The organism is Pseudoalteromonas sp. MMG005 (assembly GCF_018101015.1).
GTDB classification, from domain to species: domain Bacteria; phylum Pseudomonadota; class Gammaproteobacteria; order Enterobacterales; family Alteromonadaceae; genus Pseudoalteromonas; species Pseudoalteromonas aurantia.
In genome coordinates this window covers 26,768-40,090 of record NZ_JAGJEK010000007.1, presented here as the reverse complement: position 1 = coordinate 40,090, position 13,323 = coordinate 26,768, and the positions used below count along the sequence as shown (strand labels likewise).

The following is a 13,323-nucleotide window of genomic DNA, read 5'->3' as shown; positions in this document are numbered from 1 at the left end:
GCCTACCACTGTGGTCAAACACCACTGGGACGCTTTACTGTCAAAACATAATACTGAGTGCCTATAAAAAAATAAATTTATGTCTGTGCATTGTCCTCGATAACACACTCACAACGTCTACTTATAGAACACTTACACTTTATTTAATAAAACGAGGATATATCATGAATGAATTTATGTTGATTTATAAAGGCGGCGATCCAGATTGGATGGCAAATACAACAGAACAAGACATGGCCAAAAGTATGGAAAAATGGGGGCAATGGATGGCGCAATTAGAAGCGACTCAACAACTCGTCAGTGGCGGTTCACCACTTGATTATTCAGGTAAGCGACTTTCAAATGATAAAGTTGAAACTGATATTGCTGCAGCTGAATTCAAAGAATTGGTTTCAGGGTACTCAATTATTCGAGCAAACAATATAAATGATGCAACCACATTGGCTAAATCGTGCCCAATATTTGATTATCCTGGTGTTGAAGTCGAAATTCGACAAATCATGTGTACCGACAACAGCTAAATATTAATTCGTCAAAAAGGCGATTTTTTGGTTAAACGGACGTCCGATGTCCGTATCGGACGTTATAAAAAAACCACAATACATTAATTATCAATAAGTTAACTGTTGGCATTATGATTGCTTCTTCAACATAAAAGCAAACTCCTTCAAAGGAACAAAATGATGATCAAGATTCTTACTCCAATATGTGCAGCTTTAGTCTTAAGTGGCTGTATTGTTCACGTTGGCGGTGCCGCGGCAAAAGCAGACAAGCATGAAACACAACAATTGGCAGTAAGCACTGCAGGACTGACATCTCTTGATGCCAACCTTGGTGCTGGCTCTTTAAAAGTAATAGGCGCGCCAAACCTGTCTGAAATCAAAGTTGATGCCGATATTTATACTTACGACGGGTCAGGGTACACTTTTACATTAGACACCTCTGGCAGCACAGCCAAGTTAATTGCGGAAACCAGTTCTCGCAGTGGTAATGTCTGGGTCGTCGGTAACCAAAGCCCCCGTATTGATTTAGTCGTCTATGTACCAGAGACTATGGCGTTGGATATTGATGATGGCTCTGGCGACATCCATATTCAGGGAATAACAAGCCATATCAACATTGAAGATAATTCCGGTGGAATCAGTATCAACGGCGGTCACAATATTAATATTGATGACGGATCAGGTGATATTAATATCAATGGTGGCTATGCAATCGATATTAAGGATGGCTCTGGGAGCCTCGATATTAGTCACGCACAAGGCGATATTCATATCGTGGATGGCTCAGGTGATATGAAAGTTCACGACACAGTGGGTGAAATATACATTAAAGATGGCTCAGGCAGCCTCAATATCAAAAACGCGCAAGGTAATATTTCCATCAATGATGGCAGTGGTGATTTAAATGTGTACCGAGCACAAAAGAATGTTGAAATAGAAGATGACAGTGGCAGTATTTCAGTGGCAAAAATTGCGGGTAAAGTCACGATTGAAGACGGCTCGGGAGACATAGAAGTAAACCACGCTGGCAGTTTACATATTTCAGATGCAGGATCTGGTAGCGTGAGTATCGATAATATCAAAGGCCGTATTTCTGGTGATTTAAACCAATAAGCAAACCTCACCCAATAATGAAGTGCCTCAAACAAGGTCGACTTCATTATTGGCTATGCCCGTTAAAAGAACTTCATAGAACTCGTATCATCATTAAAACCAATTAATCTAAAGTCGGCTAAATCACCTATGATCGTTCTATATTGACCACCATAATTCGCTTTTTGATAAACAGTCACGCCAATCGCATTATAAACTTTAATTGCCGTGGTATTGTCATTAAAACCAATAACTCGGAAATCTGGCGTATCTTCAACAATAACTCGATACTGAGATCTGTAGTTCATATCATTATATACTACAGCCATTCTCATTTGCATGTTGACAGCATTATCAAATTTTAATAATTCAGAATCAGAAAGTTTATTTCTTACATCGTTAATTTCTGCATAGCTCATTTCATTTGTGTTTTGAAAGGTTAAATCCGCAGAAAGTGTATTGAAAGACATTAATGCTGCAATTGCTACCAGTGTATTTTTCATTTTATTACCTTATAATTTAATAATATCAATTTGAGCCTTCCTGACTCAATTACAAAGTATATAAATAAATTAATACTTAATAGCTAGACTTTAGTGGTACAAATAAAAAATAAGAACATCATAATTCACATTATGTAAATAAAATAAAAAACAAATTAAATTCTAAAAAAAAACCACAACCAATTTATTGCTAATTTACTAATAAAAATTAATTAAACTGCACATATATATTTAAATTAATGTAAATCATCCAACAAGCGTTGCAACTGTTGCCGGATAATTTGATGCTCCAATATAGTCCCACCTCTTTTTTTTGCCAACTCAGCATGAATTAACGCCATATTTCTATCGCCTTTTAGCGCATATAAGTGTGCTAAAGTAGCATCAAGCGCATGGCTTTGTTGAAACTCACTGTTGTTAGTCAGGTTTTCCAATGACCCAATCGCTTCACCACATTGCCCTGCATAACCAAGTGCTATCGCTTTATTCAGCAATGCATGTGCAGATCCCGTTACTTGATACAGCATAGAATACAAACGAATTATCATACTCCATGGGGTGTGTTTAAAATCAGCTGTCATACAATGTAATTGCGCTATTTGTGCTTCAATTAAAAACCGCCCAAGCATTTTTGGTTGATATGCTAAAGACAAAACTAATAACTCTTGCCCTTCACCGATAAGATTTTTGCACCACAACGAACGTTGCTGTAAATCAAGTGAGACAACTTTTCCTTGGCTATCTTTTCTAGCGTTAAAACGTGCAAAGTGAAACTGCATCAATGCCAATAGCGCTAAGGTCTCGCCATTAAAGGTATCATCATTAAGTAACAATAGTTTAGTCATGCCAATGGCATCAGCACAGAGCATTTCATTAAATGGCTCTCGTTCACTCGAGCTTAAATACCCTTCATTAAACAATAGATATAAAATGGTGTGAACGGCCTCTAATGACGCATTAAGTTTATGGTTTTCTGGCAGTTCAAACTGACTTTGTGCTAAGCGTTTTTTTGTGCGGTAAAGTCTTTTTTTTACTGTTTCTTCTTTAAGTAACAATGCTCTTGCGATCGCTGCGCTTGATAGTCCACATAACACATTTAGAGCAAACCCAATGCGATTCTCAATATTGATATCACACTGACATACACAAAAAATGAGACGGAGTTGATCATCTTGAATTTGTGATTCAGCAAAGGCATCATCCAATGAACGTGCTAGGGGAGTGTTACTGGCCTGCCAAGCTATGGTTTGCATGCTATATTGGTCGTGGGTTTGTTGTTTTCGTAGTACATCATAGGCTTGATTCTTAGCTACAGTGAGCAACCAAGCACAGGGTTATCAGGCATTTCATTTGGCCATTTCAATAATGCCTTATTAAAAGCATCTTGAGCTACATCTTCAGCAAGCTGAATATTATGAATACCAAAGAGCTTGACGAGCACCGCAATAATTTTACGATATTGAGATTTATAGAGTAATGCAAGCTGCTGTTGCCACACAGTGTAATACCTTTGCCGTTCACGTATTAATAACTTAACACGAGAAATCACATTTTGTTATATCTACGATACCTCCCTATTTGTACCTATCACCACTAGCGTGTATTCAGTGTCATAAATAAATTGCGAAGCGATGTAATCCCAACGCTTATTGCTTATCCACCGTGTTGTGTAAACATGCAACTCGTTAGTTAACCTCAGCTCTGGATAAGCGAATTTGCCAAATAAAGCTATTTTTCTCACTCTCGGCGTTGCTTTCATTTGTAATAGCCCGCTATGACTGCATAAAAGCGCCTTGATATTGAAAAAAATATCATCATGGGATTGTACGTAAGTTTGTTTGCAAAACATTTTCTATGCCAAAACCCTTAGCCAAACCTGAGGTTAGTTAAAAACCTTAACAGTCAATCATCGAGCGCCACTTTTACATAACGCGTAAGAGCTTGACCAAGCTTCTTCACATCACAGTAATGAAACGCATAATAATATGACGCAAGCCGACAGCGGTGCACTGTAAATGAATTGAAAACACATTGACAATATATTGTATGCAATTTATGTTAGGTAGTAATTTAACATCAGAATAGAAGGAAATACTTATGAAACTAAAACTGACTAAGACTCACTTAAAATGTTTATACCAAGAAGGTAAAGGCTTAGGTCATGCGCAAACACCAAAAATAGCTGGAGGTGGCCCAAATTCAGCGTTTTGCGATACAATGCGGCAATGCGACGATACACGGTTATGTACTGGTGCATGGAAATGCTGGGATTACACCTCGGGTTGCTAGCTTAATATGACCTTAGCGCTAAGCGTAGCCAGAGTACTCTGGCTACCATAGCCAACGGCCTCACCATTGCAATTGCTTATCACCATCATGAATAACGAAAACGTCACCTTTTACGATAATAACTGAACGTTCGTAATTTTGATGCTCTATTACAAAAAACGCTCTTGACTCTTTGCTGAGCTGACCAAAAGCCTATAGAGCCAGCTATTAAACATCAGTAAGCGCTTGAATTTTTATTGATAAATCCATTACACTGGGTGCCTCTTTCTATTGTGGAGTGTACGCCGTCATGAACAACTAAGTCCTGTTATCCGAATTCTCATTCTTTTTTTGGATCTACAGGGTTAGTGGGCGTAGCTCTATACCTATTAAATAAGTTCGCGACAGTGTCGCAACATCTCGCATATTGACTACCTCACTGCGCCTGTTTTTATCAGGAGGCTCATTGTGCCCATTTTTAAAATTCATAATCTCAGTTTGCAGCTCTCAGGTGGAGACGCCCTTTTTCACAATTTATCTTGGAACTTAACGGCATCGCGTGCAGCACTTGTTGGTCGTAATGGCATAGGTAAATCCTTATTAATTAAAGTAATTCGAGGTGAGATCCCCCCAACTCAAGGTGACGTGGTTTGTCATACAAATATTGGCTATTTTACCCAGCATCACGAAGAAAAATCGCCCACGTCAACATTGACCATTGCCGAATTTTTAGGGCTTTCAGCGAGTTTACATGCCTTAGATGCTATCTCCATGGGGAGTTGCGACCCTAAAGACTTTGCCACTGTTGGTGATAACTGGTTATTGGCTGAGCAGCTCAAAACACAACTTAATGCGCTTAATATTAGTACTGATTACTGGCAGCACTGCCGTAGCCTAAGTGGTGGTCAACTTGCACGATTAAAATTATGGCAGTTGTTTAACGCCAACCATCAGGCCCTCATCCTCGATGAACCTTCCAACCATTTAGATCTCCAGGGGAAACGATGGTTGATTGAGCAATTGCTATCATTTAATGGCGCAATATTAATTGTTAGTCATGACCCACTACTCCTGCAGGAAATGACGGAAATTTATGAACTTACTCCCCATGGTTTAACGGCATTTTCAGGTAATTATCACGATTTTTTAGGTCACAAAGGACGCCTTGAGCAGGCTTTAAATCAGCAAATTGATCACATAAAACGCGAACAACGTAAGTTACAATTGGCTACGCAAACAAGTCATGAAAAAGCCCAACAACGCGCAGCACAAGGTAATGCCTTACGTAAGCAAGGTAGCCAAGCAAAAGTATTATTGGATGCCAAAAAAGACCACGCCTCAGCCAATACAAAGCGCCAAAAAATCACGGCCATGCAACAACATGCTAAACTAACACACAAAGCCAATCTACTCTTTGCTAAACAGACCAACACTGTACTTACCCATTTTGCATTACAGTCGCACGTAACCCGCAAAAGAAAAACCTTAATAAGAGCGCTACAACTACAACTCCCCTATGGCACACAATCCACCGTTGATCTTGTCGTACGTGAGGGTGAGAAATGGCATATTAGTGCCAACAATGGCGCAGGAAAATCAACCTTATTGAATGTGTTACAACAAAAAATACCAGCTACGTCGGGCACATTGCAGCTCAACTCAACGACCGTTTGTTTAGATCAAAACTATCAGTTGCTCAAGCTCAATCACAGCGTATTAGACAATTTAACTTCGCTTTGCCCAACTCTTAGTATAAGTGAAGCGCGTACCTTACTGGCAGGTATTGGCTTCAAAAAAGACCATGTTTACAGCATTACAATGCATATAAGTGGAGGGCAAAAAATGAAATTAGCTATGCTCATTGTGAGTCATCAACCCAATCAACCTATATTATTACTCGACGAGCCGGATAATCACTTAGATGCTGACGCAAAACACCAACTCGCCAGCGCACTCAGACACTATCAAGGTGCCATATTACTCGTCAGTCATGACCCTGCTTTTATTGCTCATGTAAACATTGACCACACGCTCAATTTATAATCATGACATGTGAATGCAACCAAACCTTCTAAATATAAGCACAGTGTTGGTGTTTTTTGTCACCAGCACTGTGCTTATTATTGTTACTTGTTGTACGCCACACTGATTTTCCATAGATTTAATGTATATAAACCTGCGCAGGTCACGCTGTAAGTGCCATACTTATACCCTATTAGATATTGTTGTAACATGGTGGGGGCTTACACTTTATTCGTTATTGATATGTGCTCGGTTGTACCTACTTTTAATAAGGTAATTCGAAAAATGGGTATAATGTACACACGCAATACCACCCATCATCATTAAAAAACGAAATAGAAGTGGGTATTCATAATTCTCCCTCATTTGTCTCATATCGTTTTTAATGCTGCAATAATTGGCATTTAATACTGATAGCGTATACTTTGATCATCCCGAACAGGGTAACAACTATGAAAAGAAAACCAGTGCGTATTTGCTCTGTTGCATGGATGAAAAACCGCTATGGAAATAGTATTTTATCAGCAATGGTCAAGTTTACTCTGCTCATTGGGGCATTTGGCTACGCCAATGCCAGCCCACTCGTTAACTTCCCATTTAGCCAGCCCGCTTTTCAAAACATTGATGATGAAGAGCAAATCATTAATGGGGTTGTTACCTCAGGGTTGGTCAGCAATAATGGCGTATTGTGGTTGACGACTCAAAGCGGCCTAGTCGAATATGATGGCTATCACTTCAATCGATATAAGCATAAAAAAGACGATATCAACAGCTTACCGGGCTCCTATATTTTTAGCATCGCAGAGCAAGCGTCAGGCCTTATTTGGCTTGCCACTCGCAGTAACGGACTGGCCAGTCTAAACCCTAAAAATGCCAAAGTAACCCGCTATAACACCACAACTGTTCCTGCAAAATTGGCCAGTAACTCTTTACGCAGTGTATTCGTTGACTCACAGCAGTCTATATGGGTAGGGCACGACAAAGGTGTTAATAAACTAGATAAAACAGGTAAAGTGAGTCAATTATATGCCTTACCTCATAATATAACCGGCATTACCTATCGTATTTTTGAGCCCAGTCCCAATGTTATTTGGATCGCAGGCACCTATGGTGTGGTAGAAATAAAAAATGATTCAGTACAAACTATTGCTGCCGTATCACATTTAAATGTAAGAGACATTATTGCCGACCAACACGGTAGCTACTGGATTAGCACCCACAGAGGACTGTGGATTTGGGATGGTAAAAACCATGTATCAGCGCCAAAGAACATGCCTAGCACGGCGCAGAAGTCTTATTTTAGAAATGCCGTATTATCAGATGATGGGTATATTTGGGCGTCAAATTACGGTGAAGGTATTTGGTTGTTTGACGTTCAATCACAGACTTTCTTACGCCAGTTCGTGCACGACCCATCAAACATATCTAGCCTCACCTTTAACGATTTAGGCAAAATAATTAAAGGTCCTGATAATTCATTGTGGATCGGCAGTTGGGGCGGGGGGCTGCAACGCTTAGACCTAAACAGCACCGGACATTTCGCACACATTCGCCACTCATTAATGACCAACACCGGATTAAGCAATGGAAATATCCGCGCCGTAACCATACTCAATAACGGCCATTGGGTGTTTGGCAGTAAAAATGGGGGGGTCGACATATTTAACCCTTATAAAGGTAAAATTGCCCATATTTCTAAAACTGTGAGCGGCGAACAACTCACCAGCGTTATCGCTTTAACGCAAGACGACTCAGGCACAGTGTGGGCTGGCACACATGCACAGGGTATTATGCGACTTGATATTCCCAACCAAAAGGCCGTTGCACAAAAAATAGCAGGGTTACAGTCTGTCTCCATTTTTCGATTATTGGGGTTGAGCGATGGTCGAGTTGCAGTTGGCACGAACAGAGGGGCATGTATCATAAATGATGCATTCTCCCGCTGCGATTTTATTAATAAACCTGATAACCAACCTTTACTCGATAGTATTACCAACCTATACGAAGATAAGTTTGGAAACCTCTGGGTTGCGTGCCATTTAGGATTGTTTAGATTAAGACCTAATGCCACGTTATTTGAACAATATAGCGCCCATAACAGTGATATTAGTAACAATTACGTACTGGGGCTGATCACCAATAAAGCAGATGGGTTATACGTGGTCACATCAACCGGGTTTGATGAAATTCCCAATGCTAATGCAGATACGCCCCAATTTTTTGATAAACAAAACGCGATGGGGCTAGGCTCTTATAAGCCTGGTGGCAATGCATTAATAGACAGTAATGGTCGCTTATGGAGCGGCGCCACAATTTTAGAGTTTGATAAAAGTCAGTTACATCAATACGGCGCAGACGAAGGGGCCAGTATTGGTACAACTTGGCTCGGTTCTTATACGCAAAAGACCAGCAGTGCCATGTTGTTTGGCGGAACCCGAGGCGTGCTCATCGTTGAACCTGACGGCTACAATGCCCCAACCCATAACAGCGAGATTGTGATACGTAAATGGCGACAAGGAGGAAAGACTTATGCCGTACCCACCAATACAGTGCCGACGTTAGACCCTAATGGGCGCACATTCAGTGCCCAAATCGCTGCTATTGATCTAGTGTACGCGAAACACATTACCTACGAATATCGGCTTATTGGTTTAGACGAGCACTGGCTGCCTTTAGATGAAAATAGTCGATGGATCAGTTACACAAATTTAACCCCTGGACATTACCAATTAGAAGTACGTGCACAATACAATAACGTTGCTGGACAAGTTAAACCCCTAAAGCTGCCTATCAATGTTATGCCGGCATTTTGGCAAACCCAGTGGTTTAAGTTACTGATTGCCATGAGTGTTACCTTAATTATCAGTGGGTTGTTTAAATGGCGCATTGATATTGTTAAAGCTCGGGCAAAATATTTGGAAGTATTAGTTGATCAGCGTACCCAAGAGCTCGCTGCAATTAACAAAATAGGTCGGCAATTCACCAGTCATTTAACGTTAGATGAAGTGTTTCATGATATTTATGAGCACATGGCCGGAATAGCGTGTGCTGACACCTTTGGTATTGGCTTAATTGATCAAGACAGAGAACATTTGGTCTTTGAGTTTGCAACAGAGCAAGGTATACGGTTTGAAACATACAAGCGCTCTTTGAATAACCTTGGCCAGCTTGCGGTGCATTGCGCCATTAATAACCAAAGTATTTTAATCAATAATTATGACCAGCAATTTGAGTTGTATCACCCAAACCCAGACTCAACTATTCACACGCTCAGCAATGGCAAAACCGGCGCACAAGCGGTCTCTATGATTTATGTCCCAATGAGCATTCAAAAACAAGTCATTGGTGTAATTGGTATGCAAAGTTTTAGAGAAAACAGCTACTCTAAAAATGATATTACCATACTCGAAACACTCGCATCATATGCCGCGATTGCACTTGCTAATGCCAAGTCACATCAAAATTTAATTGAGGTACATGATCAACTAAAATTCAGTGTAGAGCAGTTAAAAACCACCCAAGAAAAGCTGGTTATGCAAGAGAAAATGGCCAGTCTTGGACATCTGGTCGCGGGAGTTGCTCATCAAGTAAATACCCCATTAGGCATTGCCATGACAGCGCTTTCAACATTAGATGAAGACTTCAAAAAACTAGAGCTCGACTTCACCAGCAACCAACTTAAACGCCAAACTTTAGAAGTATTTATTGAGCGCTACCAACAAGCCCATGACTTAATGACCCCAAACCTGCACAGAACCGCCGAATTAATTCAACAATTTAAACAAGTAGCAGCCAATAGCAGTGATACACAAATCGGTAAAATTGACTTACATACACTATGCAAACAAGTTATCGCAGTAGCCGCAACACAAGCCCAAACCAAAAACATCAGTTTGTACTTAGACTCTCAAGACTCCCTCCATATTTTCGCCAGTTCAAATTCACTTAACCAAGTGTTACTAATATTAATACATAACGCGTTACAGCATGCATTTACCGAACAAGCCTCTAAAGAAGTTCGCTTGAGTTACCATCTTATTGAGCAACGCCTCATTATTCGCTGTCAAGATAATGGGCAAGGCATCGCCCCTGAGCTCATTGACAAAATTTTCGACCCTTTTTATACCACGTCCATACAAGATGGCGCAGTTGGATTAGGTTTAAGCATTGCGTACAACATTATTCATCAACATTTCAACGGCACCATAAAATGCTTCAGTGAACTAAACCAAGGTACATTGGTCGAAGTCGCATTGCCCGCTAACACGCTTTTAAACAAACCTGAAACCTAGTCAATAAATAGGCATAACACCAGAAAATATTTCATAAGCAAAACTGTGACACCTTATTGCATATGTGCTATTAAATAGGCGCATGGTACACTGTGAAGTACCAAATAGAACCCCCTTCGGGGAAAGTGAAATAAGTCATGCAAAGGGTTTGCACTATGAAAAAAATGACACAGCGAAGAAGGCACATATGGTTTTTTATGTATTCACAGCAACACGCAGCCCAAATTCAAAATAACAAGGATAAACCTGAGAAAGCGATATCTAAAGCGCCTGAGTCAGCATAATAAGCCCAACTTACAACGATATTTTTAGTTGCTACTGTTACTTCAACACTAAGCCATAAAAAACGCTCTGTGCCCCTATCCTTCATCTTAAACTAAACCTTCTGCCCTTGCCCTACCTTCGTCGCCTTTCCCCCATCGAAGTGTGCACCACCTTCGTCGCCTTTCCCCCACCTTCGTCGCCCTGAACTTGCTTCAGGGTCCATATTGAAACATATTCGGTATTGTGGATCCTGACCTGCGTCAGGAAGACGGAGTGTGTATGACCTACACCGAAGTGCTGCGCCACCTTCGTCGCCCTGAACTTGCTTCAGGGTCCATGTTGAAACATATACGATATTGTGGATCCTGACCTGCGTCAGGAAGACCGAGTGTGTACGACCTCACATCGAAGTGCAGCACCCAACTTCGTCGCCCTGAACTTACTTCAGGGTCCATGTTGAAAAACATATTCGATATTGTGGATCCTGACCTGCGTCAGGAAGACGAGGTGTGTATGAACTCACATCGAAGTGTTGCGCCACCTATGAAACGAAAGTGCTTCGGTTACTCATCACCTCAGCTACCTGTGCGGCTGTGCGGCTGTGCGATAGTAAATATACCGAACCACCCAACTTCATCGCCCTTGCCCCACCTTCGTCGCTCTGAACTGGTTTCAGGGTCCATGTTGAAAAACATATTCGATATTGTGGATCCTGACCTGCGTCAGGAAGACGGGATGTGTATGACCTCACATCGAAGTGTTGCGCCACCTTCGTCGCCCTGAACTTGCTTCAGGGTCCATGTTGAAACATATACGGTATTGTGGATCCTGACCTGCGTCAGGAAGACGAGGTGTATAATCTCACATCGAATTGCTGCGCCACCTTCGTCGCCCTGAACTGGTTTCAGGGTCCATGCTAAAAAACATATTCGATATTGTGGATCCTGACCTGCGTCAGGAAGACGGGGGTGTGTATGACCTCACTTCTTCGTGCTGCGAAACTACGTTTCGGTCACTCATCGCCTAAGCTGCCTGTGCCGCCTGTGCAACATTGAATATACTGACCCTCACCTTTTTATCGCCCTTGCCCTACCTTCCCTACCTTCGTCGCCCTGAACTGGTTTCAGGGTCCATGTTGAAAAACATATTCGATATTGTGGATCCTGACCTGCGTCAGGAAGACGGGGGTGTGTATGACCTCACATCGAAGTGCTGCGCCACCTATGAAACGAAAGTGTTTCGGTTACTCATCACCTCAGCTACCTGTGCGGCTGTGCGATAGTAAATATACCGAACCACCCAACTTCATCGCCCCTCCCCCACCTTCGTCGCCCTTCCTCCACCTTCGTCGTCCTTCCTCCACCTTCGTCGCCCTGAACTGGTTTCAGGGTCCATAAAGTTGCCACTTAAGCGTAAACAATCCATCCATGGAGCTGGGTCACATCGGTCATCCATGACCTCACATCGAAGTGCTGCGAAACTGCGTTTCGGTCACTCATCACCTAAGCTGCCTGTGCGGCAGTAAACAAATAAGTTATCTAATCTTTGTTGTACTGCGCTTTCTAAGCTGCCTGTGCGGCAGTGAACCAGTTCAAACACTCGGCCCGCGAAGTGATATGTTTCTAAGCTGCCTGTGCAGCAGTGAACGCTAGAGCCAGAGGTAGGTATGCAGTCTCTCTTTTCTAAGCTGCCTGTGCGGCAGTGAACTCACGACTTTTCGTTTTTGCTGCGTAACAATTTTTCTAAGCTGCCTGTGCGGCAGTGAACCTGAACTAAACACTTGGTTAGCAGCTCGCGAATTTCTAAGCTGCCTGTGCGGCAGTGAACTATGATGATGCTTATCTTGGTGAAAACATAGATTTCTAAGCTGCCTGTGCGGCAGTGAACTGTGCCATGTAATGTGCACATCACATTCAACTTTTCTAAGCTGCCTGTGCGGCAGTGAACTTGCAAGCGTAAGCTCAAGCATTACTGCAAGATTTCTAAGCTGCCTGTGCGGCAGTGAACGCGCCTATGTCATCCAGTACATCCCTTGGTGCTTTCTAAGCTGCCTGTGCGGCAGTGAACTAATCAAAGCGATCTTGCTGCGTATCTATCGATTTCTAAGCTGCCTGTGCGGCAGTGAACATTAACGACTCGCTACTGGCAGCACATCTATGTTTCTAAGCTGCCTGTGCGGCAGTGAACGCGGGGTAAAGTCGATGCGGGCTTTCATATTTTTTCTAAGCTGCCTGTGCGGCAGTGAACAAAAGGCAAAGAAATGCAGCTAGAGCGAGCATTTTCTAAGCTGCCTGTGCGGCAGTGAACTGTTTACGTATACCGGAGCACCTTTGCCGTAATTTCTAAGCTGCCTGTGCGGCAGTGAACGGGTCATTTGAT

11 protein-coding genes and 1 CRISPR repeat array (1 of these 12 running past the window's edge) are annotated in these 13,323 nt (G+C 42.0%); of the genes, 5 read left to right on the top strand and 6 right to left on the bottom strand.

Annotation, left to right across the window (positions count from 1 at the left end):
- Positions 1 to 164 precede the first annotated feature (164 nt).
- Both J8M01_RS07010 and J8M01_RS07005 read left to right on the top strand, forming a co-directional pair.
- Positions 165 to 521, top strand: coding sequence for a YciI family protein (locus J8M01_RS07010; RefSeq protein ID WP_210997468.1), 357 nt, complete (start codon positions 165 to 167; stop codon positions 519 to 521).
- Positions 522 to 680: 159 nt separating this feature from the next.
- Positions 681 to 1,616 carry a hypothetical protein gene (locus J8M01_RS07005; protein ID WP_211057502.1) on the top strand — a complete coding sequence of 312 codons (936 nt, stop codon included), beginning with the start codon at positions 681 to 683 and terminating at the stop codon, positions 1,614 to 1,616.
- Positions 1,617 to 1,678: 62 nt separating this feature from the next.
- On the opposite strand, the gene J8M01_RS07000 is transcribed toward J8M01_RS07005, so the two are convergent.
- The 4 genes from J8M01_RS07000 to J8M01_RS06985 form a co-directional block, all read right to left on the bottom strand.
- Positions 1,679 to 2,098 carry a hypothetical protein gene (locus J8M01_RS07000; RefSeq protein ID WP_192509429.1) on the bottom strand — a complete coding sequence of 140 codons (420 nt, stop codon included), beginning with the start codon at positions 2,096 to 2,098 and terminating at the stop codon, positions 1,679 to 1,681.
- Positions 2,099 to 2,334: 236 nt separating this feature from the next.
- Positions 2,335 to 3,420, bottom strand: a complete 1,086-nt coding sequence (locus J8M01_RS06995) for a DUF6596 domain-containing protein (protein ID WP_211057501.1) — start codon at positions 3,418 to 3,420, stop codon at positions 2,335 to 2,337.
- Positions 3,408 to 3,596, bottom strand: a complete 189-nt coding sequence (locus tag J8M01_RS06990) for a hypothetical protein (RefSeq protein ID WP_211057500.1) — start codon at positions 3,594 to 3,596, stop codon at positions 3,408 to 3,410. The genes J8M01_RS06995 and J8M01_RS06990 overlap by 13 nt, the downstream gene beginning before the upstream one ends.
- Positions 3,597 to 3,659: 63 nt before the next feature.
- Positions 3,660 to 3,857, bottom strand: coding sequence for a hypothetical protein (locus tag J8M01_RS06985; RefSeq protein WP_211057499.1), 198 nt, complete (start codon positions 3,855 to 3,857; stop codon positions 3,660 to 3,662).
- A 338-nt stretch (positions 3,858 to 4,195) separates the two neighbouring features.
- Here J8M01_RS06985 and J8M01_RS06980 point away from each other — a divergent pair, with 338 nt between their 5' ends.
- The 3 genes from J8M01_RS06980 to J8M01_RS06970 all read left to right on the top strand — a co-directional run bounded on the left by J8M01_RS06980 (position 4,196) and on the right by J8M01_RS06970 (position 10,680).
- The gene (locus J8M01_RS06980) at positions 4,196 to 4,387 is read left to right on the top strand and encodes a hypothetical protein (protein WP_211052786.1); all 192 of its coding nucleotides are present in this window, start codon (positions 4,196 to 4,198) and stop codon (positions 4,385 to 4,387) included.
- 447 nt (positions 4,388 to 4,834) lie between these two features.
- Positions 4,835 to 6,409: an ATP-binding cassette domain-containing protein gene (locus J8M01_RS06975; protein ID WP_211057498.1), complete on the top strand. Its 1,575-nt coding sequence runs from the start codon at positions 4,835 to 4,837 to the stop codon at positions 6,407 to 6,409.
- A gap of 431 nt (positions 6,410 to 6,840) precedes the next feature.
- On the top strand, positions 6,841 to 10,680 hold the full coding sequence (locus J8M01_RS06970; RefSeq protein ID WP_211057497.1) for an ATP-binding protein: 3,840 nt from the start codon (positions 6,841 to 6,843) through the stop codon (positions 10,678 to 10,680).
- 226 nt (positions 10,681 to 10,906) lie between these two features.
- On the opposite strand, the gene J8M01_RS06965 is transcribed toward J8M01_RS06970, so the two are convergent.
- Positions 10,907 to 11,050: a hypothetical protein gene (locus tag J8M01_RS06965; protein WP_211057496.1), complete on the bottom strand. Its 144-nt coding sequence runs from the start codon at positions 11,048 to 11,050 to the stop codon at positions 10,907 to 10,909.
- Between the two features lie 178 nt (positions 11,051 to 11,228).
- Positions 11,229 to 11,399 (bottom strand): hypothetical protein, encoded by a 171-nt coding sequence (locus J8M01_RS06960; RefSeq protein ID WP_211057495.1) that lies wholly within the window; start codon positions 11,397 to 11,399, stop codon positions 11,229 to 11,231.
- A 1,044-nt stretch (positions 11,400 to 12,443) separates the two neighbouring features.
- A CRISPR array of direct repeats spans positions 12,444 to 13,323; the repeat unit is 28 nt; unit sequence TTTCTAAGCTGCCTGTGCGGCAGTGAAC (it continues 528 nt past the right edge of the window).